This is a genomic window from Micromonospora sp. C31 (genome assembly GCF_018070575.1).
GTDB lineage: Bacteria > Actinomycetota > Actinomycetes > Mycobacteriales > Micromonosporaceae > Micromonospora.
In genome coordinates, this window is sequence record NZ_JAGPXN010000001.1 from 399,817 (window position 1) to 425,802 (window position 25,986).

At 71.6% G+C, this 25,986-nt stretch carries 30 protein-coding genes; 13 read left to right on the forward strand and 17 right to left on the reverse strand.

Annotation, left to right across the window (positions count from 1 at the left end; all coding sequences use genetic code 11):
- Positions 1-64: 64 nt before the first annotated feature.
- On the forward strand, positions 65-1,027 hold the full coding sequence (locus KBX06_RS01795) for a GNAT family N-acetyltransferase (protein WP_210832390.1): 963 nt from the start codon (positions 65-67) through the stop codon (positions 1,025-1,027).
- Between the two features lie 24 nt (positions 1,028-1,051).
- Here KBX06_RS01795 and KBX06_RS01800 read toward each other — a convergent pair whose 3' ends face one another.
- The 3 genes from KBX06_RS01800 to mshB all read right to left on the reverse strand — a co-directional run bounded on the left by KBX06_RS01800 (position 1,052) and on the right by mshB (position 2,975).
- A complete protein-coding gene (locus KBX06_RS01800) occupies positions 1,052-1,516 on the reverse strand; it encodes a hypothetical protein (protein WP_210832391.1) in 465 nt (154 codons plus the stop codon).
- Between the two features lie 77 nt (positions 1,517-1,593).
- Entirely contained in the window at positions 1,594-2,031 is a 438-nt protein-coding gene (locus tag KBX06_RS01805) for a hypothetical protein (RefSeq protein ID WP_210832392.1), read from the reverse strand.
- 17 nt (positions 2,032-2,048) lie between these two features.
- Positions 2,049-2,975, reverse strand: a complete 927-nt coding sequence (gene mshB, locus KBX06_RS01810) for an N-acetyl-1-D-myo-inositol-2-amino-2-deoxy-alpha-D-glucopyranoside deacetylase (protein ID WP_210832393.1) — start codon at positions 2,973-2,975, stop codon at positions 2,049-2,051.
- A gap of 87 nt (positions 2,976-3,062) precedes the next feature.
- On the opposite strand from mshB, the gene KBX06_RS01815 reads away from it, so the two are divergent.
- Complete coding sequence (locus KBX06_RS01815; RefSeq protein WP_210832394.1) at positions 3,063-5,207, forward strand: prolyl oligopeptidase family serine peptidase; 2,145 nt, start codon at positions 3,063-3,065, stop codon at positions 5,205-5,207.
- A gap of 143 nt (positions 5,208-5,350) precedes the next feature.
- On the opposite strand, the gene KBX06_RS01820 is transcribed toward KBX06_RS01815, so the two are convergent.
- The 5 genes from KBX06_RS01820 to KBX06_RS01840 all read right to left on the reverse strand — a co-directional run bounded on the left by KBX06_RS01820 (position 5,351) and on the right by KBX06_RS01840 (position 11,386).
- Positions 5,351-7,096, reverse strand: a complete 1,746-nt coding sequence (locus KBX06_RS01820; RefSeq protein ID WP_210832395.1) for an ABC transporter substrate-binding protein — start codon at positions 7,094-7,096, stop codon at positions 5,351-5,353.
- Between the two features lie 107 nt (positions 7,097-7,203).
- Positions 7,204-8,190, reverse strand: a complete 987-nt coding sequence (locus tag KBX06_RS01825) for an ABC transporter permease (protein WP_210832396.1) — start codon at positions 8,188-8,190, stop codon at positions 7,204-7,206.
- Positions 8,191-8,202: 12 nt separating this feature from the next.
- Positions 8,203-9,204: an ABC transporter permease gene (locus KBX06_RS01830; protein WP_210832397.1), complete on the reverse strand. Its 1,002-nt coding sequence runs from the start codon at positions 9,202-9,204 to the stop codon at positions 8,203-8,205.
- Positions 9,201-10,274, reverse strand: coding sequence for an ABC transporter ATP-binding protein (locus tag KBX06_RS01835; protein ID WP_247684981.1), 1,074 nt, complete (start codon positions 10,272-10,274; stop codon positions 9,201-9,203). The genes KBX06_RS01830 and KBX06_RS01835 overlap by 4 nt, the downstream gene beginning before the upstream one ends.
- A 56-nt stretch (positions 10,275-10,330) precedes the next feature.
- The gene (locus KBX06_RS01840) at positions 10,331-11,386 is read right to left on the reverse strand and encodes an ABC transporter ATP-binding protein (RefSeq protein ID WP_307854417.1); all 1,056 of its coding nucleotides are present in this window, start codon (positions 11,384-11,386) and stop codon (positions 10,331-10,333) included.
- 272 nt (positions 11,387-11,658) lie between these two features.
- On the opposite strand from KBX06_RS01840, the gene KBX06_RS01845 reads away from it, so the two are divergent.
- From KBX06_RS01845 to KBX06_RS01860, 4 genes are all read left to right on the forward strand, one after another.
- Positions 11,659-12,207, forward strand: coding sequence for a Uma2 family endonuclease (locus KBX06_RS01845; protein ID WP_210832399.1), 549 nt, complete (start codon positions 11,659-11,661; stop codon positions 12,205-12,207).
- A 309-nt stretch (positions 12,208-12,516) separates the two neighbouring features.
- Positions 12,517-13,323 (forward strand): hypothetical protein, encoded by an 807-nt coding sequence (locus KBX06_RS01850; RefSeq protein WP_210832400.1) that lies wholly within the window; start codon positions 12,517-12,519, stop codon positions 13,321-13,323.
- 12 nt (positions 13,324-13,335) lie between these two features.
- On the forward strand, positions 13,336-15,264 hold the full coding sequence (locus tag KBX06_RS01855) for a fumarate reductase/succinate dehydrogenase flavoprotein subunit (RefSeq protein ID WP_210832401.1): 1,929 nt from the start codon (positions 13,336-13,338) through the stop codon (positions 15,262-15,264).
- 4 nt (positions 15,265-15,268) lie between these two features.
- Positions 15,269-16,366, forward strand: a complete 1,098-nt coding sequence (locus KBX06_RS01860; protein WP_210832402.1) for a succinate dehydrogenase/fumarate reductase iron-sulfur subunit — start codon at positions 15,269-15,271, stop codon at positions 16,364-16,366.
- 77 nt (positions 16,367-16,443) lie between these two features.
- On the opposite strand, the gene KBX06_RS01865 is transcribed toward KBX06_RS01860, so the two are convergent.
- Positions 16,444-16,881 carry a (deoxy)nucleoside triphosphate pyrophosphohydrolase gene (locus tag KBX06_RS01865; RefSeq protein ID WP_210832403.1) on the reverse strand — a complete coding sequence of 146 codons (438 nt, stop codon included), beginning with the start codon at positions 16,879-16,881 and terminating at the stop codon, positions 16,444-16,446.
- Positions 16,882-17,064: 183 nt separating this feature from the next.
- Here KBX06_RS01865 and KBX06_RS01870 point away from each other — a divergent pair, with 183 nt between their 5' ends.
- Together KBX06_RS01870 and KBX06_RS01875 are read left to right on the forward strand one after the other, a co-directional pair.
- Complete coding sequence (locus tag KBX06_RS01870) at positions 17,065-17,370, forward strand: 4a-hydroxytetrahydrobiopterin dehydratase (RefSeq protein WP_210832404.1); 306 nt, start codon at positions 17,065-17,067, stop codon at positions 17,368-17,370.
- A gap of 181 nt (positions 17,371-17,551) precedes the next feature.
- Positions 17,552-17,914: a PH domain-containing protein gene (locus KBX06_RS01875; protein WP_121399755.1), complete on the forward strand. Its 363-nt coding sequence runs from the start codon at positions 17,552-17,554 to the stop codon at positions 17,912-17,914.
- Between the two features lie 43 nt (positions 17,915-17,957).
- Here the strand turns inward: KBX06_RS01875 and KBX06_RS01880 are convergent, their stop codons facing one another.
- The 5 genes from KBX06_RS01880 to KBX06_RS01900 form a co-directional block, all read right to left on the reverse strand.
- Positions 17,958-18,464, reverse strand: a complete 507-nt coding sequence (locus tag KBX06_RS01880) for an SRPBCC family protein (RefSeq protein ID WP_210832405.1) — start codon at positions 18,462-18,464, stop codon at positions 17,958-17,960.
- A 3-nt stretch (positions 18,465-18,467) separates the two neighbouring features.
- Positions 18,468-18,809, reverse strand: a complete 342-nt coding sequence (locus KBX06_RS01885) for a helix-turn-helix transcriptional regulator (RefSeq protein ID WP_210832406.1) — start codon at positions 18,807-18,809, stop codon at positions 18,468-18,470.
- 94 nt (positions 18,810-18,903) lie between these two features.
- Positions 18,904-20,142, reverse strand: coding sequence for an RNA polymerase sigma factor (locus KBX06_RS01890; RefSeq protein WP_210832407.1), 1,239 nt, complete (start codon positions 20,140-20,142; stop codon positions 18,904-18,906).
- Positions 20,135-20,470, reverse strand: coding sequence for a YciI family protein (locus KBX06_RS01895; protein ID WP_210832408.1), 336 nt, complete (start codon positions 20,468-20,470; stop codon positions 20,135-20,137). The genes KBX06_RS01890 and KBX06_RS01895 overlap by 8 nt, the downstream gene beginning before the upstream one ends.
- A 78-nt stretch (positions 20,471-20,548) precedes the next feature.
- Positions 20,549-20,812: a hypothetical protein gene (locus KBX06_RS01900; protein WP_210832409.1), complete on the reverse strand. Its 264-nt coding sequence runs from the start codon at positions 20,810-20,812 to the stop codon at positions 20,549-20,551.
- A 188-nt stretch (positions 20,813-21,000) separates the two neighbouring features.
- On the opposite strand from KBX06_RS01900, the gene KBX06_RS01905 reads away from it, so the two are divergent.
- Entirely contained in the window at positions 21,001-21,414 is a 414-nt protein-coding gene (locus tag KBX06_RS01905) for a GntR family transcriptional regulator (protein ID WP_210832410.1), read from the forward strand.
- Positions 21,415-21,469: 55 nt separating this feature from the next.
- Here KBX06_RS01905 and KBX06_RS01910 read toward each other — a convergent pair whose 3' ends face one another.
- Positions 21,470-22,174: a suppressor of fused domain protein gene (locus tag KBX06_RS01910; protein ID WP_210832411.1), complete on the reverse strand. Its 705-nt coding sequence runs from the start codon at positions 22,172-22,174 to the stop codon at positions 21,470-21,472.
- 108 nt (positions 22,175-22,282) lie between these two features.
- On the opposite strand from KBX06_RS01910, the gene KBX06_RS01915 reads away from it, so the two are divergent.
- Positions 22,283-22,492, forward strand: a complete 210-nt coding sequence (locus KBX06_RS01915) for a hypothetical protein (protein ID WP_210832412.1) — start codon at positions 22,283-22,285, stop codon at positions 22,490-22,492.
- 18 nt (positions 22,493-22,510) lie between these two features.
- Here the strand turns inward: KBX06_RS01915 and KBX06_RS01920 are convergent, their stop codons facing one another.
- Together KBX06_RS01920 and KBX06_RS01925 are read right to left on the reverse strand one after the other, a co-directional pair.
- Positions 22,511-23,074: a DUF3995 domain-containing protein gene (locus KBX06_RS01920; protein ID WP_210832413.1), complete on the reverse strand. Its 564-nt coding sequence runs from the start codon at positions 23,072-23,074 to the stop codon at positions 22,511-22,513.
- The gene (locus KBX06_RS01925) at positions 23,061-23,522 is read right to left on the reverse strand and encodes a hypothetical protein (protein ID WP_210832414.1); all 462 of its coding nucleotides are present in this window, start codon (positions 23,520-23,522) and stop codon (positions 23,061-23,063) included. Before KBX06_RS01925 ends, KBX06_RS01920 begins: the two co-directional genes overlap by 14 nt.
- A gap of 114 nt (positions 23,523-23,636) precedes the next feature.
- On the opposite strand from KBX06_RS01925, the gene KBX06_RS01930 reads away from it, so the two are divergent.
- The 3 genes from KBX06_RS01930 (at position 23,637) to KBX06_RS01940 (ending at position 25,434) form a co-directional block, all read left to right on the forward strand.
- Entirely contained in the window at positions 23,637-23,972 is a 336-nt protein-coding gene (locus KBX06_RS01930; protein ID WP_210832415.1) for a YnfA family protein, read from the forward strand.
- A gap of 41 nt (positions 23,973-24,013) precedes the next feature.
- The gene (locus tag KBX06_RS01935) at positions 24,014-24,409 is read left to right on the forward strand and encodes a hypothetical protein (RefSeq protein WP_210832416.1); all 396 of its coding nucleotides are present in this window, start codon (positions 24,014-24,016) and stop codon (positions 24,407-24,409) included.
- Positions 24,410-25,113: 704 nt separating this feature from the next.
- Complete coding sequence (locus KBX06_RS01940) at positions 25,114-25,434, forward strand: hypothetical protein (protein ID WP_210832417.1); 321 nt, start codon at positions 25,114-25,116, stop codon at positions 25,432-25,434.
- Positions 25,435-25,986: the final 552 nt, after the last annotated feature.

Sequence of the window (25,986 nt, forward strand, 5' to 3'; positions counted from 1 at the left end):
CAAGACACGCCGCGATCACCCGCGACGGTAAGAGCCTAGTATCTCGCCGGGGAGGGGGTCGATCGTGCTCCGACAGCAGGATGTGGGACACCGGATCGTGGTTCGCCGGATCGTGGGGATTCGCGAAGGTCGGCCGCTCTTCTCGGACGCCCTCGGCGAGCTGGTCGAGCTGAGCGAGACCGACCTCACGCTCGCCACCGCGCAGGGCCGGCTCCGGGTGCCGTTGGCCGAGGTGCACCGGGCCAAGCGGGTGCCGCCGGCCCGCCGGCCCACCGCCGCGGCGGTGCTCGAGCTGGAGCTGGCCGCCGACGAGGCCTGGCCCGCCGCCGTACGGGGGCGGCTCGGCGACTGGCGGCTGCGCTCCGCCGACGGCTGGACGGGCCGGGCCAACTCGGCGCTGCCCGTCGGCGACCCGGACCGGCCCCTGCCCGCCGCCCTCGACGCGGTGGAGCGCTGGTACGCCGACCTCGGCCAGCCGCCGATGGTCAACACCCCGCTGCCGCTCGCCGCCCCGGTCGGCGCGGAACTGGACGCCCGCGGCTGGGGCGGCCGGCCGCCCGTGCTCGTGCAGACCGTGCCGCTGGCGGGGCTGCCGCCGGCCGGGCCGGAACGCGCCGCGGCGCCGCCGGTCACGCTGGCCACCGGGCCGTCGGACGACTGGCTCGCCGTCGCCGCCGGTCGCAAGGGCGGCCTGCCGGACGCCGCCCGGCACGTGCTCACCGCCGTGGACCAGGTCCGCTTCGCCCACGTGTACGCCGACGGCGCGCTGCTCGCCGTCGGCCGGGGCACGGTCACCGGGCAGGGCCGACGCTGGCTCGGGCTCAGCCTGATCGAGGTGCTGCCCGAGGCGAGGCGGCAGGGACTGGGCAGCCGGATCATCCGCGCGCTCGCCGACTGGGGCGCCGCGACCGGCGCCTCGCACGCCTTCCTCCAGGTCGAGCAGCGCAACACGCCGGCCGTGGGCCTCTACCGCACGGTGGGCTTCACCACCCACCACACGTACCTCACCCGCACCCCACCGGCCTGACCCGTCCGGCCACGGCGGGGCGGGTCAGCGGCGCACGACGCGGCGGGGCTTGGTGGCCCGGAGTTCGGCGTACCGCTTGAGCGACTGCGAGCGGTGGTCCAGGCCGAGCGCCGTGAGCAGCAGGTAGCCGAGCAGCACGCCCACGCCGGCCGCCGCGAGGTAGAGCCAGATCTGGGCGAAGAAGGTGCCCGCGCCCCCGCCGAACGGGTTGTCGCCGATCAGCAGCGGCCCCACCAGCACCGTCAGCAGCAGCGCGACCCCGACCGCGGCGGCCACGTCGGCCCCCCAGGCGGCCACGGGCCGGCGCCTGCCCCAGACGAAGGCGACCGCCGCCAGGACCAGCCCGATCACCACGAACATCCCCAGCGACACCCGGTCGGCGGCCGTGTCGTCGCCGTCGAAGCCGAACCGGGTGACCAGCCGGGCGACCACGTTGACCGCGAACAGCGCGACCGCGAGGACCCCGGTCACGCGCCACCGCTCACTCATCGCACGCCTCCCGCCGTACCGCCCGCCGGGCGGCGGGCTTCCTGGCAGGAATTTCTACCACCGGAACCGGTGCGGCGTCAGTCCTCCGACCGGACCGACGGCGGCGCCAGGATCTGCCGGAAACCCATCACCGCGAAGGTCATCGCGCCGGCCACGATCATCGCCAGACCAACCCAGTTGTCGCCGGTCACGAGCAGGTCCCCCTCGGCGGTGCGGACCGCCGCGACCGCCATCAGCACGAACCAGGGCGTCGCGGGCAGCGCCACCGCCCACCGGCGGCCGACGGCCTCGTGCGCGAACCAGCTCAGCGCGATGTTCGCGCCGATCGCGACGAACACCGAGACGCCGATCAGCTGGCCGCCGACCCGGAGCGTCGCCAGCAGCAGCTCCAGCACCGCGGTGAGCGTCCCACCGAGGACGGCGACCAGCCCGCCGGCCACCCGCAGGGCGAGGTCGAGCAGCCGCCGGGACCGCCCGGACGGCGGCGGGGCGGTCTCCTCCGGGGCGGCCGACATCGATGCGACGGGCAGGGTCACCGAAGACCGGCCGCCGCGACCGGGGACCGGTCCGGGCCGTCGGCGACGTCGAGCCCGGCGAAGAGGTCGTCCTCCCAGCCGTACGGGCCGCTGCCCGGCCCCTTCTCCCCCACCGCGAGGCTGTAGTACTCCATGCCCATGAACTCGCCGCCGGAGCTGCCGGCGATGGTGTAGAGCCAGGAGTCGTCGGGAATCTGCGTGGCGTGCGCCCGCATCGCCGCCTCCTTGGCGGCGTGCTGCTCGGTGGCGTCGATCCGGGCGGCGATCTGCGCGTCGGGCGTGCCGAAGGGCAGTTCCGAGATGTCCTCGATACCGGCGAAGGGATTGTCCGCCGACTCGACGAACTGGCCCATCCCCGCCTCCAGCACGCTGAGCGGCATCGCCGTCCAGTAGACCTTCGCCGGGGCGAATCCCTCCGCGCCGGCCAGCTCGTACGCGCGCATCGCCACCCGGTGCGCCTGGATGTGGTCCGGGTGCCCGTAGAAGCCGTTGTCGTCGTAGGTGACCATGACCTGCGGGCGTACCTCCCGCATGATCTCCACCAGGTGCCCGGCGGCCTCGTCGAGGTCGGCCTGCCAGAAGGCCCGGGGATGCTCGTTGGTGGCGAGACCCATCATGCCGGAGTCGCGGTAGCGGCCGGCGCCGCCGAGGAAGCGGTGGTCGGTGACGCCGAGCGCGGCGCAGGCGGCGTTCAGCTCGGCGATCCGCCAGCCGCCGAGCTGGTCGGCCTCGGCCGCGGCCAGCTGGGTCAGCGCCGGCACGTGGATCTCACCCTCCTCGCCGAGGGTGCACGTCACCAGGGTGACGTGGGCGCCGGCGGCGACGTAGTGCGCCATCGTGGAGCCGGTGCCGATGGACTCGTCGTCGGGGTGCGCGTGGACCAGCAGGAGGCGGCGGTCAGGCAACGTCGTCACGCCGGTCACTCTATCCGGCGGTTCTCCTCCGCCGGCCCTGACGCGTCCACGCAGGTCGGCCACATCACCCCCGGTCACCGCTCTACGATCTGGACTGTGGACTTTCCGGAGCTGGCCGCCCGCACCCGCCGGTTCAGCCGCGGAGCGCCGCGGGCGGTCGTCGTGGCCGATGACGGCGCCCGGGTGGTCTTCCTGCGCTCGGCCGGCCCGGAGGACCCGGCGGACGCGCTCTGGCAGCTCGACGTCGCGAGCGGCGAGGAGCGGCTGGTCGCCGATCCGGCGACGCTGCTCGGGGCCGACGCCGATCCCGACGCGCTGAGCCCGGGCGAGCGCGCGCTGCGCGAGCGGCTGCGGCTGAGCGCCTCCGGCATCGGCTCCTACGCGCTGGACGGCGCCGGGCGGGTGGCGGTCTTCGCGCTGGCCGGGCGGCTCTTCCGGGCCGACCTGGTGCACGGCGACGTGATCGAGGTGGCCACCGTCGGGCCGGTGCTCGACCCCCGGCCCGACCCCACCGGGCAGCGCCTGGCGTACGTCACCGACGCCGCCGAGGGGGTCCGCCGGGGGCAGCTGCGGGTGGTCGAGCACGACGGTACGGACACCCTGCTGGCCGGCGAGGACTCCGGGGTGACCTGGGGGCTGGCCGAGCACATCGCGGCCGAGGAGTTCCACCGCTTCCGCGGCTACTGGTGGGCGCCGGACGGTCGTTCGGTGCTGGCCGCCCGGGTGGACGAGTCCCGGGTCGAACGCTGGCACCTGCACGACCCGGCCGACCCGGCGAGCCCGCCGACCACGGTCGCGTACCCCCGGGCGGGCAGCGCGAACGCCGAGGTCAGCCTGCACCTGCTGGACCTCGACGACGGCTGGGTCGACGTGCACTGGGACCGGGAGACCTACCCGTACCTGACCGGCGTGCACTGGGCCGAGGGTGGGCCGCTGATCACCGTGCTGCGCCGTTCCCAGCAGCACGGCCTGGTGCTGGCGATCGACCCGCGTACCGGCGAGACCCAGGTGCACGCCGAGCTGGCCGACCCGCGCTGGGTGGAGCCGATCCCCGGCACCCCGGCCCACCTGCCGGACGGCCGGGTGCTGGTGGGCGGCGAACTCGCCCACGACGGGTACGACGCCCGCTGCCTGTTCGCCGACGGCACCCTGCTCACCCCGCCGTCGCTCTACGTGCGGCGGGTGGTGGGGCGGCTGCCCGGCGGCAACGGCCCGGCCGACCTGCTGGTGGAGGCGAGCGACGGGGAGCCCAGCGAGCGGCACCTGTTCCGGGTGCGCACCACCATCGGCGGCGGAGTGGACGCACGCCGGATCACCACCGACCCGGGCTGGCACACCGCCGTCGTGGGCGGGGACGTGCTGGTGGTGGGGAGCGCCTCGCTCGACCATCCGGGCACCCGCTGGACGGTGCGGCGGGGCGAGCGGGAGGTGGCCGTGCTGCGCTCGCTCGCCGCCACCCCGCCGTACGCGCCGCTGCCGTTGCTGGAGCGGGTCACCGACCGGCGGCTGCCGACGGCCGTGCTCTATCCCGACAACCACGTCAGCGGGCGGCGGCTGCCGGTGCTGCTGGACGTCTACGGCGGGCCGGGGCACCAGGAGGTGCTGGCGGCCCGCGCGGCGTGGCTGGAGCGGCAGTGGTGGGCCGACGCCGGCTTCGCGGTGGTCACCATCGACAACCGCGGTACGCCGGGCGTGGCCCCCTCCTTCGAGAAGGCGATCCACCGGCGGGTGGCCGACGTCGTCCTGCTCGACCAGGTGGACGCGCTGACCGCGTTGGCCGGCAAGCACCCCGACCTCGACCTGGAGCGGGTGGCGGTGCGGGGCTGGTCGTTCGGCGGCTGGCTGGCCGGCCTGGCGGTGCTGCGGCACCCGGAGCTGTTCCGGTGCGGCATCGTCGGGGCGCCGGTCACCGACTGGGCGCTGTACGACACCGCCTACACGGAGCGCTACCTGGGCATGCCGGACGACGGCACGGACATCTACGCGCACCACTCGCTGGTGGAGCTGGCCGGCGAGCCGGTGCAGCGGCCGGAGGAGGCCCGGCCGCTGCTGCTGGTGCACGGCCTGGTCGACGACAACGTGGTGGCCGCGCACACGCTGCGGCTGTCCGCGGCGCTGCTGGCGACCGGCCGGCCGCACTCCGTGCTCCCGCTGACCGGTGCCACCCACATGGCCGCCGGTGGCACCGCCGAGCGCCTGCTCAGGCTCGAACTCGACTTCGTCCGCCGGCACCTGGTGTAAGGAAGGGCCCCTTGTTAACGCATTGCGTTAACAAGGGGCCCTTCCTTACACACCGACACGGCGGCCCCCGGCCGACGACGTTGTCGACCGGGGGCCGGTCCGTGCGTGTCACCGCTGGGGGTGTCAGCGCGGCACGGGCGGCGTCACTGCTTGACGTAGGCGTCCACGAAGCTCGGCCAGCCGAAGATGCTGCCGATGAAGACGCCGCCGGCCTTCTCGCCGTGCGCCAGGGAGACCACCTCGACGTAGAGCGGCACCGCCGGCGCCGTCTCCTTCATGAGCCGCTCGTCGATCTTGCTCCACTCGTCGGCCTGCTTGGCCGGGTCGAGGGCGAGGATCCGGTCGAACTCCGCGTTGAGCGCCTCGTTGTTGAGCTGGGAGGTGTTGCTGTTGCCCTCGGCCTTGATGCCACGGCCGTCGAAGAGCACCGGCAGGATCGACGCGCCGCTGGGCCAGTCGGCCGCCCACGAGTCGACCCAGAGGTCGTACGGGTTGTCCTTCTTCTTCACCGTGTCGAGGTAGCCGTCCTCGGGGATCGTCTTGATCGTGACGGTGAGGCCGGCCTTCTCCAGGGCGTTCTTGATCTGGGTGGCCCGCTCCTGGGAGCTGGTCACGTCGGAGGTGAGCAGCACCAGGTTCTGCGTCTTGCCGGCGAGCAGCTCCTTGGCCTTCTCCGGGTTGCCGCTGTCGCCGGCCGGGTACGCGTCGAACTGCTTGTAGCCCAGCGTGGTGGGCGGCAGCAGCGTGGTCATCGGCACGGCGCCGTAGGGACCGCCGAGGTTCTTGGTGATGCTGGTGCGGTCGATCGCGTGGTTGATCGCCTGGCGCACCGACAGGTCGGTGACCCGGGCGGTGTTGATGGTCAGCCGGTACGCGTTCGGCGTGGCCGCGACGATCATCCGCTCCTTGAGCTTGGGGTCGCCGGTGACCTTGGCGATCAGCTCCGAGGGAACACCGCCGGTGGCGACCGCCGCGGCGTCGTTGCCGGTGCCGGCGAGCACCCGGTTGGTCTGGGCGGCCTGGTCCGCGCCCAGCGACCAGACGAACCTGTCCGGGTACTGGTGGCGCACGGCGTCGGTGGCCGGGTCCCAGTGCTCGTTGCGCTCGAGCACGATCTCGACGCCCGGGGTGTGCTTGGTGAACTTGTACGGGCCCGACGAGAACGGCTGGTTGTCCAGGTTGACGCCGGTGTCCTTGTCGGCCGGCAGCGGCGCGGTGGCCGGCAGCGACACCGCGAACGGCAGGTCGCAGCGGGGCTTGTTGAACTCGAAGCGCAGCGTCTTCTCGTCCGGCGTGGTCAGCCCGGGCGGCAGCGAGGTCTTGTTGGCCTTGAAGTCCCACTTGGTGTCGTACTGCGGGCTGTCGACCAGCCACTCCTGCAGGTAGGTCGGGCCGCCGGTGAGGTCCGGGTCGAAGGACCGGGCGATGCCGTACGCGATCTCCTTGCTGGTGATCGGCCGGCCGTCCTCGAACTTCACCCCCTGCTTGACCTTGAACTCCCAGACCTTGCAGTCGTTGTTGACGTTGGTGCCGGGGGTCTCGGCGAGGTCGCCGACCAGGGTGACGTTGCCCTTGCCGTCGTCCTTGAACGTGGTGAGGAAGCGGGCGTAGAGCTGGCTTCCCATCAGGCCGGCGAACGAGTAGATCCGCTGCGGGTCCATGTGGGAGATCTTGTTCTCCCGCAGGATGTAGAACGTGCCACCCTTGGCCGCGCCGGGCACCTCCGGCGCGGGGCCGAGGGAGTCCTTGGGGTCGGTCGCGATGGCGCCGGTGCGCGGCTTGGTGGTGTCCACCCCGCCGGTGTCGTCACCGGTGTTCTCGCTGCACGCACCGAGGGAAACCATCAGTGCGATCGCACCGCCCAGGGCGGTGACGCGTCTTGCTCGCATACTCACTCCTCCGGATCGCCGATGAAGGAAAGCTTCGCTCAGCCTTCAATGACGGTAAATTTCGAGCAGATAACGGGGCTACAACGATCGGCCCCGGCACACCGCGGTCAGCCGAGGCGCACCCGTGGGTCGATGAACGCGTAGAGCAGGTCGACGACCATGTTGGCGACGACCACGAACAGCGCGGCGATCAGCACGGTCGCCATGATGGTCGGCAGGTCCCCCTGGCGGACCGCCTCCACCGCCGTACGCCCCAGCCCCTGGATGCCGAAGGTGGTCTCCGTGATCACCGTGCCGCCGAGCGCCGTGCCCACGTCGAGACCGGCGATGGTGACGATCGGCGTGATCGCCGCGCGCAGCGCGTGCTTGCCGTACACCTGCCGCTTCGGCATGCCCTTGGCCCGGGCGGTGCGCACGTAGTCCTCGGAGAGCGTCTCCAGCATCTGGGCCCGGGACAGCCGGGCGTAGATCGCGGAGAAGAGCAGTGCCAGGGTCACCCAGGCCAGCACCAGCCCCCGCGCCCACTCCACGGGATCCTCGAACAGCGACGTGTAGCGCGGCGTGGGCAGGATCTTCAGGGTGTAGACGAAGATCAGCAGCAGGACCGCGCCGACGAAGTAGAGCTGGAGCGAGGCGAAGGTCAGGGTGAGGCCGATCGAGATGCGGTCCAGCAGCGAACCGCGCCGCAGTGCCGAGATCATGCCGAGCCCGACCCCGATGGCGAGCCACAGCACCGCCGCGGGCAGGACGATGCTCAACGTCACCGGCAGCACCCGGGCGAAGGTGTCGGTGACCGCCTCGCTGTTGACGTACGAGTAGCCGAGGCAGGGCGCCGCGCACTCGCCGCCCTGCGCGCTGCCCAGGTCGCGGCCGACGAAGATGCCCTTCATGTAGTCGGCGTACTGCTGCACCTTCGGCTCGTTGAGGCCCAGCTCCGTACGCACCCGCTCCAGGCGCTCGGCGTTGCAGTTCTTGGGGCACATGCCGGTCACCGGGTCGGCGGGCAGCGCGAAGAACAGCAGGAAGCTGACCACACTGACCGCGAACAGCACCGAGATCGCCAGCATCACCCGCTTCAGCAGGAAGCGCACCATGTGCAGTACCCCTTACCGTGACGACTTCGGGTCGAGCGCGTCCCGCAACGCGTCGCCGAAGAGGTTGAACGCCAGCACGAGCGCGAAGATCGTGATGCCGGGGAAGAAGACGTAGGCCGGGTCGGTCTGCAGGTAGTCGATGCTCCGGTAGATCATCCGGCCGAAGCTGGGCACCGACTCGGGCAGCCCGACGCCGAGGAAGGACAGCGCCGCCTCGCTCGTCACGTAAGACGGCACCAGCAGCGAGAACGACACCAGGATCGGGGCCCAGATGTTCGGCAGCAGCTGCCGGAAGAGCATGTGCCCCAGCCCCGCGCCGCTGGCCCTGGCCGCCTCGACGAACTCGCGTTCGCGCAGCGACACGACCTGCCCGCGGACCAACCGGGCGGTGCTGGTCCAGCCGAACGCGGTGAAGACCACGATCAGCGTGGTGACCGCGAACCAGGTCGGCACCGCGTCGCGCGGGCCGTAGAAGCGCAGCGAGAACGTCGGCACCACGGCCAGCGCGAAGATCAGGAACGGCATCGCCAGGGCCACGTCGGTGACCCAGCTGATCACCGCGTCCACCACCCCGCCGAGGTAGCCGGCGAGGATCCCGAGGACCACGCCGATCGTGGTGGTGATCAGGGCGGCGCCGAGGGCGATCAGCAGGGAGGTGCGGATGCCGTAGACCATCCGGATGAAGATGTCCCGGCCCAGGCCGGGCTCCAGACCGAACCAGTGGTCGCCGCTGATCCCGCCGACGTAGCCCAGCGGCATGCCGGTGCTGTCCAGCAGGTCGCCGAACTGCTCGTTCGGCGACACCCCGTAGAGCCGCTGGACCAGGGGCGCACCCACCGCCAGCAGCACGAAGAAGATCAGCACCAGCCCGCTCACCAGGGCCGTACGGTCGCTGCGCAGCCGGCTGCGGACGAGCTGGCCCGGCGAGCGGCCGACCAGCGTCTTCTGCTCGCCGGCGTCGTCGCCGGACTCGATCTCGGCCAGCGCGGTGCCCTCGACCGGGGACAAGCTCACTTCGACACCTCCTCGACGGTCGCGCCGACCCCGGCCGTCCCGGGGCCCGCCGGCCGCGCGTCCGCACCGGCCGGTCCCGGCGCGGCGCCGACCGGCCCCGTCTCCGGGAAGTGGCAGGCGGTGGCCTGGTCGCCGCCGCGCGACACCAGCGTCGGCTCCTCGGTGGCGCACCGCTCCTGCGCCTTCCAGCACCGGGTGCGGAAGCGGCAACCCGACGGCGGGTCCAGCGGCGTCGGAACGTCCCCGGAGAGCCGGATCCGGCCCGCCGCGCCGAGCTGCGTGACGTCGGGAATCGCCGAGAGCAGGGCCCGGGTGTACGGGTGCTGCGGGCGTTCGTAGATGTCGTCCCGGTCGCCGATCTCGACCACCTTGCCGAGGTACATGACGGCGACCCGCTGGCAGAAGTGGCGCACCACGGCCAGGTCGTGGGCGATGAAGACGAACGCCAGGCCGAGGTCGCGTTGCAGGTCGCGCAGCAGGTTGACCACCTGCGCCTGGATCGACACGTCCAGGGCGGACACCGGCTCGTCGGCGACGATCAGCTTCGGCTGCAACGCGAGCGCGCGGGCGATGCCGATGCGTTGCCGCTGGCCGCCCGAGAACTCGTGCGGGTAGCGGTTGTAGTGCTCGGGGTTCAGCCCGACCAGTTCCAGCAGCTCCTGGACCCGCTTCTTCACCCCGCCCGGCGGGTTGATGCCGTTGACCTGCAACGGCATCGCCACGATCCGACCCACCGTGTGCCGGGGGTTCAGCGACGCGTACGGGTCCTGGAAGATGATCTGGAGGTCCTGCCGCAGCGCCCGCAGTTCGCGGCGGCCCGCGTGGGTGATGTCCCGCCCGGCGAACTCGATGCTGCCGGCCGTGGGCTCCAGCAGGCGGACCAGCATCCGGCCGGTGGTCGTCTTGCCGCAGCCCGACTCCCCCACCAGGCCGAGCGTCTCGCCGGGCCGCACGTCGAAGTCCAGCCCGTCCACGGCCCGGACCAGCCCGGTGCGCCGCAGGCCGTTGCGCACCGGGAAGTGCTTCGCCAGCCCGCGTACCCGCAGTAGCGGCTCGGTCCCCACACTCATCGGGGCCTGCTCTCCGTTCGCCGCTGCGGGACTCCGCGGCGCTGCATTCCTCGCGCTCACCGGGCCACTCCCACGTGTGCGATGTCCTCCGCGTACAGCAGCGTCCGGTCGTCCGCGGAGAGGTGGCAGGCGACCAGGTGGCCGGGCGCGCCGGCGGGGCGCAGCTCCGGGACCTCCGAGCGGGACCGGTCGCCGTTGCGGCCGGCGTACCGGCAGCGCGGGTGGAAGGCGCAGCCGGACGGCAGGTTGATCAGGCTCGGCGGGTTGCCGGGGATCGGCATCAGGTCCGCGTCCGCGTCGCCGTGCAGCGAGGGCACGCTGGAGAGCAGACCCCAGGTGTACGGGTGCTGCGGGCGGCGGAGCACCTGCTCGACGCTGCCGTGCTCGACGGCCCGCCCGCCGTACATGACCAGCACCTCGTCCGCGACCTGGCTGACCACGCCCAGGTCGTGGGTGATCAGGATGATCGCGGAGTTGAACTCGGCCTGGAGGTCGGCCAGCAGGTCGAGGATCTGCGCCTGCACCGTCACGTCCAGGGCGGTGGTCGGCTCGTCGGCGATCACCAGGTCGGGGTCGTTGACCAGCGCCATCGCGATCATCGCCCGCTGCCGCATGCCACCGGAGAACTCGTGGGGGTACTGGTCGAAGCGGCGGGCCGGCTGCGGGATGCCGACCCGGCCCAGCATGTCGACGGCGCGTTGCCGGGCCGCACGCTTGCCGGCCTTCGGGTGGTGCACCCGGTACGCCTCGACGATCTGCCTGCCCACCGTGTAGTACGGGTGCAGGGCCGACAGTGGGTCCTGGAAGATCATCGACATGTCCCGGCCGCGCAGCCGGCGTACCTCCTCGTCCGGCAGGCCGACCAGTTGGCGGCCACCGACGGAGATCTCCCCGGTGATGCTGGTCCGCTTGGCGTTGTGCAGGCCGAGGATGGCCAGCGAGGTGACGCTCTTGCCCGAGCCGGACTCACCGACGATGCCGAGGGTGCGCCCGCGCGCCACCTCGAACGACACCCCGTCGACGGCGCGCACCACGCCGTCCTCGGTGTCGAACCGGACCCGCAGGTCGCTCACCCGCAGGTAGGGATCCTCGCCGGAGCGCTGCTCCGGCACGCTGGGGCGGTCCGGTTTCCCGGACGACGCCGACTCCGGTTTGCCCACGACCGCCTCCCTCAGTGACGAAGAGAACTTACAGGAAAGCACTGAGGGTGAAAATAAGCTACATAGCCGGGGCTGTCAGCGGGCCACAGCGTAACGACTCTGCAACGGGCCTGCCCCCTCACCTCCGCATTCACCGGCGTTGACCTCCCCAGCCCGGACAGCGGGTGCGACGATGGGCGCGGCAGTCCCGCAAGGATGTCCCCCGGCACGAGGTGGAGGTGACGATGACCGCGGCGGTGTTCGGCCACGACGGCCCGTGGAGCGAAGAGGAGTACCTCGCCCTCGACGAGACGCAGCAGCGCGTCGAACTCTTCGACGGGAGCCTTCACGTGACCCCAGCCCCCACCCCCCGCCACCAGAACATCTCCGGTGAGCTGCGGGCCGCCCTGCGAGGGCCGACGCGGGAAGCCGGCCTCCGCGTCCTGGAAGCGGTGAACGTCCGGCTCCGGCCGGGTCGCATCCCCATTCCCGACCTCGTCGTCACGGGCCCGATCGACCTCGACGACCCCTGGATCGACGCGGCCGACGTGAGGCTGGTCTGCGAGATCATCTCGCCGGGCAACGCGGCCACCGACAAGGTGCTCAAGATGCACTACCACGCGGCGGCCGGGATCGAGTGGTATCTCCTGGTGGAGCAGGAGACGCTGACCGTGCACGTCTACCAGCGACAGGGCGCCCACTACGTCGAGCGGTCGGTGACCAAGGCCGGCGAGACGCTGGAGCTGACCGAGCCGGTCCGGGCCACGATCCGGCCGGCGGACCTGCTCGCCTGACTGTGAGCACGGCGGGGTCGGCCCGGCGGTGGTGAGCCCCTCCGGTGCGCCGGACAGGCGTCGGGTGAAGTTCTTAACATCCGCACATCGATCACGGTGCGGGGCTTTCCACCGGCCGGGACACACGGGACACTGCCTTGCGCGGACGGCTCGCGAAGATCGGCGTAACGTGTGTCACTTAGCTGCGCCGTATCGCCGGCGCGGTCGTTGGTGTGCGCATGACGAGGCAAGCGGGTGCGGGTTCGCCGGTCCGCGTTGCCGACCGGAACTTGATCCGCCCGTGAGGGTCCTGTCAGGGAGACGACTCGAATGACATCAACGGCAACGAAGCCGCTGGGGGCGCGGGCGCGCGCCGCCATCGCGGCGAAGACGTTGCGTACCGACCGCTGGTGGCTCGCCCCGCTGATCACCGTGATCGGGCTCAGCGCGTGGGTGGCGTACGCGACGGTCCGGGTCTTCATGCACAAGTGGTACTGGGTCGAGGACTACCACTACCTGACCCCGTTCTACTCCCCCTGCGTGACCGACCGCTGCCTGCCGGAGGCCTCGCACTTCGGTCAGTTCCTGCCCGGCTGGTGGATCATCCCGGACGCGGCGCTGACACTGCCGTTCCTGCTGCTGTTCCGGCTCACCTGCTACTACTACCGCAAGGCGTACTACCGGTCGTTCTGGCTGTCGCCGCCCGCCTGCGCGGTCCCGGACGGGCACAAGTCCTACAGCGGCGAGACCCGCTTCCCGCTGCTCGGCCAGAACCTGCACCGCTACTTCTTCTACGCCGCCGCGATCATCTCGCTGATCAACACCTGGGACGCGATCCTGGCCTTCCACTCCCCCAGGGGCTTCGGCTTCGGGCTGGGCAACATCGTCCTGCTGGTCAACGTGGTGATGCTGTGGGCGTACACGATCTCGTGCCACTCGTGCCGGCACATCATCGGCGGGCGGCTCAAGCACTTCTCGAAGGCCCCGGTGCGCTACAAGGCGTGGACCTTCGTCTCCAGGCTGAACGTCAAGCACATGCAGCTCGCCTGGATCACCCTCGGCACCCTGGCCCTGACGGACTTCTACGTCATGGCGGTCGCGGCCGGCTGGTTCAACGACCTGCGGTTCATCAACTAGAGGGCCCCTGACATGACGAACACAACGCGAATCGAACGACACCACTACGACGTCGTCGTGATCGGAGCCGGCGGCGCCGGCCTGCGCGCGGCGATCGAGGCCCGCCTCGCCGGCAAGAAGACCGCGATCATCTCCAAGTCGCTCTTCGGCAAGGCGCACACGGTGATGGCCGAGGGCGGCGCCGCCGCCGCGATGGGGAACGTGAACAGCCGGGACAACTGGCAGGTGCACTTCCGCGACACGATGCGCGGCGGCAAGTTCCTCAACAACTTCCGGATGGCCGAGCTGCACGCGAAGGAGTCGCCGCAGCGGATCTGGGAGTTGGAGACTTACGGTGCGCTCTTCGACCGCACCAAGGACGGGAAGATCTCGCAGCGCAACTTCGGCGGCCACGAGTACCCCCGCCTGGCGCACGTCGGCGACCGGACGGGCCTGGAGCTGATCCGCACCCTCCAGCAGAAGATCGTGTCGCTCCAGCAGGAGGACAAGCGCGACCACGGCTCGTACGACGCCCGGATCAAGGTCTTCTCCGAGACCACGATCACCGAGCTGCTGCTCGACGGCGACCGGGTCGCCGGCGCGTTCGGCTACTACCGGGAGTCCGGCGAGTTCGTCCTGTTCGAGGCGCCGGCGGTGGTGCTGGCGACCGGCGGCGTCGGTCGCTCCTACAAGGTCACCTCGAACTCCTGGGAGTACACGGGCGACGGGCATGCGCTGGCCCTGCGGGCCGGCGCGACGCTGATCAACATGGAGTTCCTCCAGTTCCACCCGACCGGCATGGTCTGGCCGCCGTCGGTGAAGGGCATCCTGGTCACCGAGTCGGTACGCGGCGACGGCGGCGTGCTCAAGAACTCCGACGGCAAGCGGTTCATGTTCGACTACGTCCCCGACGTCTTCCGCAAGCAGTACGCGGAGACCGAGGAGGAGGCGGACCGCTGGTACACGGACCCGGACAACAACCGGCGTCCGCCGGAGCTGCTGCCGCGCGACGAGGTGGCCCGGGCGATCAACAGCGAGGTGAAGGCCGGTCGGGGCACGCCGGCGGGCGGCGTCTACCTGGACATCGCCTCCCGGAAGTCGGCGGAGGAGATCCGTCGCCGCCTGCCGTCGATGTACCACCAGTTCAAGGAGCTGGCGGACGTCGACATCACGAAGGAGCCGATGGAGGTCGGGCCCACCTGTCACTACGTGATGGGCGGCGTCGAGGTCGACCCGGACAGCGGTGCCGCGTTCGGTCACGTGCAGGGGCTCTTCGCCGCCGGTGAGGTGTCGGGCGGCATGCACGGCTCCAACCGGCTCGGCGGCAACTCCCTGTCCGACCTGCTGGTGTTCGGCAAGCGCGCGGGCGGGCACGCCGCCACGTACGCCGACAGCCTCCCCGCCCGTCCGAAGGTGGGCGTCGCCGCCGTGGAGGCCGCGGTGGAGACGGCCCTCGCGCCGTTGCAGCGCGACACCGGCGAGAGCCCGTACGTCCTCCAGCAGGACCTCCAGGCGGTCATGGGGGACCTGGTGGGCATCATCCGGCGCGAGAATGAGCTCGCGGACGCGCTGGGGCGGCTGGCGGAGCTGCGGGAGCGGGTGGCGAAGGTCAGCGCGGCCGGCGGCCGGCGCTACAACCCGGGCTGGCACCTGGCGCTCGACCTGCGCAACATGCTGGTCGTCTCGGAGTGCACCGCGAAGGCGGCGCTGGAGCGGCGTGAGTCGCGCGGCGGCCACACCCGCGAGGACCACCCGGCGATGGACCCGTCGTGGCGCCGGGTCAACCTGGTCTGCTCCCTCGACGGCGACACGGTGCGCCTGGCGCGCAAGCCGCTGCCGACGATGCGCACGGAGCTGATCGGCCTCTTCGACCGCGCGGAGCTGGCCAAGTACCTCACGGACGAGGAACTCGCCGAGTTCGACGCCCAGGTCGCCGACGTCGAGACCGAGAAGGAGCGCTGACGAGATGGGTAACCAGAACTCCCCGGGGCCGGGCAAGCCGGGCGCCAGGCGCCAGTTCCGCATCTGGCGCGGCGACGAGGACGGCGGCGACCTCCAGGACTACGTGGTCGAGGTCAACGAGGGTGAGGTCGTCCTCGACGTCATCCACCGGCTCCAGGCGACCGACGCCCCCGACCTGGCCTGCCGCTGGAACTGCAAGGCCGGCAAGTGCGGCTCCTGCTCGGTGGAGATCAACGGCAAGCCGCGGCTGAGCTGCATGACCCGGATGTCCACCTTCACGGAGGACGAGACGGTCACGGTCACCCCGCTGCGCACCTTCCCCGTGATCCGGGACCTGGTCACCGACGTCTCGTTCAACTACGAGAAGGCCCGGGAGACGCCGGCGTTCGCGCCACCGGCCGACCTGGCGCCCGGCGAGTACCGGATGCAGCAGGTCGACGTGGAACGCTCGCAGGAGTTCCGCAAGTGCATCGAGTGCTTCCTGTGCCAGAACGTCTGCCACGTGATCCGCGACCACGAGGAGAACAAGCAGGCGTTCTCGGGGCCGCGGTACTTCATCCGGGCGGCCGAGCTGGACATGCACCCGCTCGACGCCAAGAGCGACCGCAAGGAGTACGCGCAGGCCGAGCAGGGCCTCGGCTTCTGCAACATCACCAAGTGCTGCACCGAGGTCTGCCCCGAGCACATCAAGATCACGGACAACGGGATCATCCCCATGAAGGAACGGGTCGTCGACCGCAGGTACGATCCCCTCGTGTGGCTTGGTAGCAAGATCTTCCGGAGGGGTCAGGTGCCTCAGACCAGCGTGACCAGCGAACACGTCAGCGGTGCGGTGCGCGGCAGCGCCGCCCACGGGGGCGTGCACTCGCACGCGGGCGGCTCGCACGACCCGCGGGCCGAGGTGCAGGCGCAGCGCGGCGTCAACTGGGACCGCGAGGTGCCGAGGCCGACCGCGCCGGCCGTCGACGACCACGGCAAGCTGCCGCTGACGGAGCTCACGTTCGACCGGGCGGCGGCGCCGTCGCCGTTCGGCGACGACGTGACCTTCCCGCTGCCTCCGGAGCACCTGAACTTCGCCCACCCGGAGCAGGACAAGCACTGAGTGCTCCTGGCGATGACGGGGGCCGCGGCTTGCGCCGGCGGCCCCCGTCCCCTTTCGGCCCGGGTGTCCGCTTCCGCTCAGGCTGACAGCATCGGCCGGAGGGCGGCGACGATGGGTGCGTCGGCGGGCAGCCAGGTGACGCTGTCCAGTTCGTCGGCGGCAAGCCAGCGCAGCGCCGAGTGCTCCAGGGCCTTGGGCTGGTCGCCGTGCAGCAGGCGGGCCGCGTACACCTTGAGCACCGAGCGGCCGTGGGCCATCCGGACGTTGCGGCCCACCCGGTCGCCGATCTCCACGCGTACGGCCAACTCCTCGGCGCACTCGCGGGCGAGCGCGGCGGTCTCGCTCTCGCCCGGCTCCACCTTGCCGCCGGGGAACTCCCACATGCCCGCCACCTCGGGCGGGGCGGAACGGGCGCAGGCGAGCACCCGGCCGTCCCTGATGATCGCCGCCCCGACGATCACCCTGAGGTCCCGTCGCTCGGCCTGCCCGCCGCCATTAGCCCGTTCGGTCCGCACGGGCGTCCAGCGTGCCAGATCAATCGGCGGTTTGGGTACCGTGGCCGACCGTGAGGGCAGGAGAACCCGGAAGTGTGGGCGTGGACACACCCGGCATGCGAGGACAGACTAGAAGGCACCGACAAGACACGGGACGGCGACGATTTGGCCACAAGCCGGCAACGGCGCCTGGGAGGTGCGGTGATGCGCGCGCTGTTCAGCAGTCGATCCAAGCACGACTATCTCAGCGACGCCCTCACCCTACTCACCGGCTGGATCCGTGAGGGTGAGCAGATCCGACGCACCCTCACCATCGACGACACCCAGCACGCGGCCCTCACCGAGCGGGTGAAGGTGGTCGCCGACGCGCTGCATCTGCGGCCGGAGATCAGTCGCCGGGCCGACCAGACCCAGATCCGGGTCGGGCACGGCAACGCGCCGCTGACCGAGGGCGAGGTCCTGCTGGCCGCCCGCATCGAGGACGCCTACCGTACGGTCACCCGGTCCTGACCTCCGCTCCCCCGGCCCGGCGCTCCGTCGTGACCGGGTCGGCACGGCCCAGCCGCCCGCCGGGGTGGCATGATCGACGGCGGCTGGGGCGGGCAGCCGGTGGGCCGGGGTGACGGCGAGTTCCTCGTCCTCGCCCGCCGCGAGTGATCTTCGGTTGGCGTGCCCGGCCTACCGTGGGGGCATGGCGAACGCGACGTACGACCGCAAGGAGCAGTTCCAGCAGATCCAGAGCGGCCTGCTGCACGGAGAACAGATCATCGCCGTCTACGACGCCGTCGGCACCGGCACCGGCTTCATCGGCCTGACCGATCGGCGCGTCATCATCCAGGACCGCTCCTTCGTCGGCAAGCGGTACGCCATCACCAGCATCCCGTACTCGAAGATCACCAGCGTCAGCGTGGTCAGCAACAAGTCGTGGGGCGGCTCGTTCTTCTCCACCGGCGCCATCGCGATCCACGTCGGCACGCACACCTACGAGGTGGAGTTCCGTGGCTCCGACAAGAGCCACCACGTGCACAACGTGATCCTGCACCACATCAGCTGAGATCGAACCACTCAGGCTGACGGGTGAAGCGGTCCTCCGGCCATCAGCCCTGCGCCCCCTTCCGGACGGTCTCGGTCACGTAGGCCGCCAGGTTGCCCAGGGTCTGCTGGCCGCCCTCGATCGCGTGGTACTTCTCGACCGCCTCGTCGCGCAGTTCCCTGGTCGGGAACACCGTGCCCATCACGATCCGCGTCGCCGCACCCTCCGAGGCGAAGGTCAGGACCGACTCGAAGGTGTTCGGGTCGTCGCGGGACTCACCGTGCAGCAGCACGATCCGCTCCGGTGCGACGATCTCGGTCCAGGTGATCCACTCGGAGTAGTCGGTGCCGTCGGGGCCGTGCATCACGAACTCCCAGACCCCGCCCTCGCGGAACTCGAAGGACCGCGTGGTGGTGGTGAATCCCTCCGGGCCCCACCACCGCGACAGGTGCCGGACCTCGGTGAACGCCTCGAACACCAACTCCCGCGGTGCGTCGATGACCCGGGAGATCACGATCTCCCGGTCGGCCGTCGCCGGCTCCGCCCGCGTCTCCTGCCCTGCCCCTGCCATCGGTCATTCCTCCTGCCGTGTCTGCTTGAGCTCCTGCACGTAGGTGTCCAGCCGGTCGAAACTCTCGTTCCAGAACCGCTCGAACCCGCCGACCCATTCGTGGACCGGCCGCAGCCCGCGGGCGTCCAGGCCGTAGAGGCGCTGCTTGCCCACCCCGCGGACCCGCACCAGCCCCACCTCCCGCAGCACCCGCAGGTGCTTGGACGCCCGCGGCTGACTCATCCCCAGCTCCTGGGCCAGGTCGGTCACCGGCCGCTCACCCGAGCGCAGCAGCGCCAGGATGTGCCGGCGCTGCGGCTCGGCGATCGCGTTGAACGCGTCCGACGTCGTCGCTGCTCGTGCCATGGCAGCCATCATATGCCTATATGGGAAAGTGACAAGCCGGCGCTGGCGAGCCGCGTCGCGCCACGACACGACCACGCCCGACTACGAAAAGCCGTCAAGGGCCGGGCAGCAGGGCTGCGGCGCGGTCCAGGAGGGCTCGCCGGGCGGCGCCCGAGTGCGCCTCGGCGGCCCGCCGGAACAGCGCGGCGGCCCGCTCGCGGTCGCCCCGCCGGGCGGTCAGCTCGGCCTCGGCGGCGACGGCGAGCGGATAGCCGTCCAGCGCCCCGCCGGCCCGGGCGGCGGCCAGCAGCGCCAGCCCCGCCGCCGGCCCGTGCGCGTAGCCGTGCGCGACGGCGCGGTTCAGCTCCACCACCGGCGACGGCTGCCGCCGGGCGAGCCGGTCGTACGCCTCGGCTATCGCGACCCAGTCGGTGGCCTCGGCGGACGCGGCGGTGGCGTGGCACGCGGCGATCCGGGCCTGGAGGGCGTACGGGCCGTCCGCCGCGACCCGCGCGAGCACGCCGACGCCCTCGACTATCGCCTCGTGGTCCCAGCGGGCGCGGTCCTGCCGGTCGAGGGTGAGCAGGTTGCCGTCGCGGTCGCGGCGGGCGTCCCGCCGTGAGTGCTGGAGCAGGAAGAGCGCCAGCAGGGCGGCCACCTCAGGCTGGGCCGGCATCAGCCGGTCGAGCAGCCGGGCCAGCCGGATCGCCTCGTCGGCGAAGGCGGGCTCGCCGTCGGCGTCGTAGCCCCGGGTGAAGAGCAGGTACAGCACGGCGAGGACGCCCGGGAGCCGCTCGGCGAGCGCCGGCCCGGTCGGCACCCGGTACGGGATGCCGGCGGCGGCGATCCTCGCCTTGGCCCTCGTGAGCCGCCGGGTCATGGCCGACTCGGTGACCAGGAAGGCCCGCGCGATGTCGGCGGTCGACACCCCGCAGACCGTACGCAGCGTCAGGGCGACCCGCGCCTCCGGCGACAGGGCGGGGTGGCAGCAGGTGAAGACGAGCCGCAGCCGGTCGTCCACGATCTCCCCATCCCCCGCCTTCCCGGACTCCGCTCCGGTCGACGTGAGCACGGCCAGCTCACGCAGCCTGCGCTGCTCGACCGAGGCCCGCCGGAGCACGTCGATCGCGCGGTTGCGGGCCACCGTCATCAGCCAGCCGCCCGGGTTGGCGGGCACGCCGTCGGCCGGCCACCGGGTCAGCGCGAGCGCCGACGCCTCCTGGGCGCAGTCCTCGGCCAGGGTCCAGTCGCCGGTCACCCGGATCAGCGTCGCGACGATCCGGGCGTACGACCCGGCGCTCGCGGCGGCGACGGCAGCCGCCACCGCGAGCGGGTCGGTGGGGCCGTCAGCCATCCAGGTCGACGACCGGGCGCAGTTCGAGCCGCCCCTGGCGGGCCATCGGGTGGGCGCGCGCCACCTCGATCGCCTCGTCCAGGTCGGCGCACTCCAGCAGGTCGAAGCCCACGATCACCTCCTTGGTCTCGGCGAACGGGCCGTCGGTGACCAGCAGCTCCCCGTTGCGGACGCGGACCGTGGTGGCCGCCGTCGTCTCCGCGAGCGCGTCGCCCGTCAGCCGCCGGCCCCGGGCGTCGTTCTCCGCGACCCACGCCTCGACGTCCGGCCAGTCGGCCCGGTCGGTGTCCGGCTCGCTGTCGGTGCAGACGAACATCAGGTACTTCATGCCGCTCCTCGGTGTCGGGTTCGCTCACCAGGGTGACGAACGGCCGGCCCGCTTCCGGACACCTCGCGGCCGGCGATCTCAGAATCTCGCCGGGCGGCGGGTGCAGGGGCCGTCGTGGTCGGCCCGCAGCACGCAGCGCCGCCCCTCGGGCAGCAGCGTGTCACAGAAGACCCGGTGCCGCAGGTGCTGCGCGTCCTCGGCGGAGACCGTGGTCTCGCCGGGATCGGTCTGCGCGAGCACGCTCGCCCACCGCGCCACCACCCGAGCCAGGCGTACGGCGGAGGGCAGGTCCCGCGTGGCCACCGGCAGGTGGATGACGAAACGCTCCCGGGCAGCTCTCATCCCAGCGACCTCCCGCGGGCGGGAACATGGCGCACACGGTGGCCTGCCTCTCTATGGGCGGATCCAGAAGCGATTCCGTCGGTGCACGGACGGTGAAAGCGAGACTACCCAAGTAGCTAACACCCATCAAGGGTATGTGGCCATATAGCCACGACAGGTCGTGGGGACGAGGGCATGAGGCTTGGGGCATGACCATCGATCCGCGCTCGCACACGCCGGTCTACGTCCAACTGGCCGACCTGCTGCGGCACCAGATCGAGTCGGGACAACTGCCCAGCGGCTCCATCCTGAGCAGCGAGGCGAGACTCACCCAGGAGTACGGCATCGGGCGCGACGCCGTCCGCATGGCGATCGGGATTCTGCGTTCCGAAGGACTGGTCAGCACGAGCCGACGTGGCACCCGGGTGCGGGAGGCCCCACGACGCGAACCCTTGGAACTCGTGCCGGGCGCATCGGTGATCGCGCGGATGCCTACGGGCGAGGAGCGGCGGAGCATGCAGCTCGACGAGGGCGTACCGGTGCTGGAGGTCCGCCACCCGGAGGGCACCACGCAGGTGCTGGCCGGCGACCAGGTCGAGCTGACCCGCCCCGCCGCCGGCTGACCCGCGCAGACACCGGGCAGCGCCCCCGTCCCGCCTGCTCCCGCGGGTTGCCCGGTCAGACGGTGCTCGGGCGGGCCGGATCGAGACGCTCGCTGACCCCCGCCCGGTCCAGCGCCTCGATCAGGGCGTCGGTGCCCCGGGTCAGCTTCAGCGTCACCTCCGCCGGATGCAGCGGCACGAGCGCGAGCAGCGAGATCTTCTTGCCACCGTCGGTCACGATCGTGCGGGCCGACGAGCGGCAGTGGAGCATCTGGGTGACCACCACGCCGGCGAACGGGACGTCCGGCGCGTAGGGCTGGGCCGGGTCACCGTTGGGCACCGAGTGCCACTCGCCGAGCCACGTGTCGTACTCGTGCGGCAGGCGCGCGACCGCCTTCAACAGCCGGACCGGCCAGTACGTCGAGTCGTCGCCCAACGGCGCGGAGCCCAGCGGCCAGTCCGCCGGAAGCGACATCGTCAGCTCGGCGTACGGGCTCACGTCCGCCCCGGCCGGCACCGTCATCGGCAGGTCGCTCATGCCGGACGTGACGAGGGTGAGCCACGGCCGCTCCTCGGTCGGCCGCACCAGGTGCACGTCGAGGTGCACCAGCTCGGAAGCGATCTCGTGCAGCACGTGGTCGACCGGCCCGAAGTGGTGCTCGATGTGCCGCTCGATCGCCTCGTGCGTGTCGGGATCGCCGACCGCAGCCGGTTCCCACCCCCGCTCCCGGGCCTCGTGGCGGAGGATGCCGGAACCGCGCGGCGCGTCGGAAGAAGCCATGCGGCGCAGCGTAGCCCCGGAGTGCGACGCCCGGTCCCGGCCCGGGGTCGCCGGTCAGCCGGAGCCGACGACGTCGAAAGTGGCTCCAGCGCCGTACCGTCGATGGGTATGACGACCGTACTGGTGTTCCTCGGAGCAGTCGTAGCGCTCACCGTGGCGGTCTTCGTCGTGGTGGGCTGGCGTGACCGGCGGAGATCGACCTCGGCGGAGGATGCGGCAGCGGCGCGTGCGGCGACCAGCGTGCAGGAACGGTACGCGGCAGAGCGGCACGGCGTTCAGGGCGAGGTGTGGCGGAGCGGCCAGACACCGAACGGGTGACACCGCCAGGATCGGTTGTCACCGGAAACCCGTGGGCCACCTCGATCCACGTCGGCGCGGATCGTCCGGAACGGCGGCGCGGTGCCGCCTGCCCAGCCGCCATCCCGCTGCCGCCCAGCACGATCCCCAGAGCAGGAAGAACGGAGACCACAGCAACAGGTCCCACCAGGCCAGGTCGCGGGCCAACGCGGCGTGGGTGACCGGAGGCGGCCGGATGCCGGTCAGCAGCAACGCGTCACCGACGAGGCCGTGCCCCAGCGCCCCGATCGAACGGGCGACCATGAGGACGCCGAGCGTCCAGGTGACCGCCAGCAGCAGCCGGCGCGGCAGGGCCGCCCGCCAGGGGCGCAGGGTGGCCAGCGCGACCACGACACCGACCACCGCGGCGGCGGCCAGCGCCCAGTGGCTCGCCACGAACAGCGGGTCACGGGCGAGCAGCCGTTCACGTAGTTCCGGCGGGAGCGGATCCTTGTCGGCCAGCGCGTTGGCCCCCAGCGCCTGCGCCAGCTTCATCGCCCCGTAGGCCGAGGCGCACGCCGCCGCGCCGTACGCGCCAACCCGCGCCCAGTCAGCCCGCGACACGTCTCGTCGCCACCACGTAGGACCGGATCGTCGCCACGAGCAGCCCGATCACGACGAGCCCGAGGACCCCGTGGTACCACTGCCAGCCCACGCCGAGGCCCACGAACCCGTCCACCACCATGATCGCCGCGCCGGCTCCGATGGCCAGGGACATGCCCGCCAGCGCCGCCAGCATCAGCGGCCTCGGCACCCGGCGTCCGGGCGCCGTGACCGTGGCGAGGGCGAGGCAGGCGCCCGCCACCCCCGACGCCACCGCCGACCACTGCGCCGTCGCCACGCCCATAACGTCGCGGGCGTAGCGGTCGTGCTCGGCAGCCGGGACGACCGGGCCGCCCGGGAAACCGAGCCGGGAGTCGAGCGCGAAGGCGGCCTTGCCCACGGCGTACGCGAGGAGGAGCACCGCCACCGCGTAGGCCGGCCATCGCCGCGCACCGGAAGAAGCATCCATGGTCCCGACGCCAGGCCCGGCCGACCGCGCGCCGACTCCCGAGCGCGAGGGGACCGCCTCCCCCGTGGAGGGGAGCCCCGCTGGCCAGGTGCTGCTCCCGCTACCTTCGACCCCATGACGGTAGCCCGCTCGATCCTGCTGTTCCTGCTCGCCGCGCTCGCCGAGATCGGCGGGGCCTGGCTGGTGTGGCAGGGCTGGCGCGAGAACCGGGGGCTGCTGTGGGTGGCGGCCGGCATCATCGCCCTCGGCTGCTACGGCTTCGTCGCCACCTTCCAGCCCGACCCGAACTTCGGCCGCGTCCTGGCCGCCTACGGCGGCGTCTTCGTCGCCGGTTCCCTCGCCTGGGGCATGGTCGTCGACAAGTTCCGCCCCGACCGCTACGACCTCGTCGGCGCGGCCATCTGCCTGGTCGGGGTCGCCGTCATTATGTACGCCCCACGCGGCAGCTGAACCACGCGGCGATGTCGGACGCCGCCGCTAGAGTGCGCGCCATGATCACACGACCCACCGAGAAGTGGGCCCACCAGGTTCGGGAGCAGCGGGCCGCGATCGCGGCGGGCACCCTGACGGAGGACGCCGCGTACGCCCCGCACCTCTGGCCCGAACCGTTCATCACCGCCGTCGACACCGCTCTCGACGCCTACGAAGCGGACGTACGCTCGCTCTCCTCGCCGTCGGACGAAAAGGTCTTCGCCGCGGTGGAGCGGGTGGTCGTCGCCCTCAACGCCGTCGACGACGAGCACGGCAGGATCGAGACGGGCGAACGCGAGGACCTGTGCGAGTACATCGACGTCGTCCTGACCAGCGCGGGCCAGGACGTCGAGGCGCTGACCTCCCGGCGCGGCATCGGGCGGTACGAACTCACCGACGGCTGGCGCGACTGGTAGGGCTGCCTCCGGGCGGGCACGCCAGTTCCGCTGACCGACCGTCCCGAGCTCCGTCGGTGTCACTGCGGTGCCCGGGTCTTCGGGATTCGGTGCGGGCAGTCGACGGGCACCGGCACGATCTCGCGGGGCCCACTGGTTGCCCGGCGCACCTCGAAACGCACGCAGACGCTGTAGTGCGTCTCCTCCCGAGCCAGGTCTCGGAGGCGGTGCCCACCATGGCCACCTCGACCGTGGCGAGCAGGCCCACACCATGATCGGCGGGATCGTGGACCGAGGAGTCGAGTTGCTCGCCTCCGGTCAGAGCGACGAGCCGTTCGAGCACTGACTCGTTGCTCGCCCAACCGCGCAGGCTGTGCGAGTCGGTCGCCCACGCCTCGGTCTCGTGGGCGACCTGCTCGGCCCTGTCCAGGACCTGTTTGCGGGCGACGTCGTGGCCCGAAGGGGCGCATCCGGCGGAGGAGAGCACGACGAAGCAGGCCAGCAGACCACCGAGCCCGACCTTGCCCGTCGCCCGTCGGCTTTCCGTGTGCCGTGACATGACGCCAGGAAATCAGCGATCGCGTCGCCGGGCAACCGTACGGATACCCCGGCCGGATCCGCTGCAGCCGCCGTCCCCGGCGTCAGCACACACGGCTCAGGAATGGTCTAGTGGACCGAATCTCCAATGTGGACAAATCATCCGTGGAGTGGTACGGTCCCAAGCTATGATCAAGATCACGGTGGGAAAGCTGGCTTTTTCTGTGGCCGCAGCGGTTGCGGCCGTCACCCTTACTCCGGTCGCGGCCTCCGCCGCGCCGACGAACTGCATTCTCGCCACTTCGGACTATCCCTATTCCACCTGGCCCGGTGCCACGACTCGTTGCGACGGCGGCACGGGCACGTACCGGGTCTGGGTCAAATGTGGGGACGATTACGGCCATTTCTCGACGCACTACGGCAGCTGGGTGTCGATCGGAAACTACTCCGATGCGAAGTGCAACGTGTCGTTCCCCTTCCGCCACAGTTACGGGCGTCAGACGCAGTGAATTGACCTCAACGAAAATCCGGTAGGCATCTGGCATCCGAAGTGGTGAGGTGAAGCGCGCTCGGACGATGCCGCCGAGGTGTCGGGACCGGCAATGGTGTGTCGCGGAGTGCACCAGCTGCCGGTCAGGATCGCGAAGCCGCGCTCTCCGAGGCATCGCATGGATCGAAGAGCGGCGTTGCAAAGTGCGGTTGCAGACGGCGATGCGGCGCCCGCCGGCGCGTTGTTTGTAAGGGCTGTGGATGCCCTGGCCGACTCTCGCTCCTTGATAGCCGGAGCCGGTCAGGGCGGACAGATACAGCAGTGAGTCCCGGCCCAGTAGAGGATGCCGGTGACATCCAGCCGCCGATGTGGCATCAAGTCATCCTCGATGCGAGACGAACGCAGCGACCCGCGCGACGAGGCCGGGGTGGGGATGCGGCGCGAATGACCCGGGCAGGCCCCCGCCTGCCGGCGATGCCGGCCCGAGGGGTCGCAGAGGCTCCGAGGTCACGGGCGGCCCGCAGGGCCGTCGCGCAGCGACGCGCAGCGCCCTTGACCTCGGAGGGGCGGC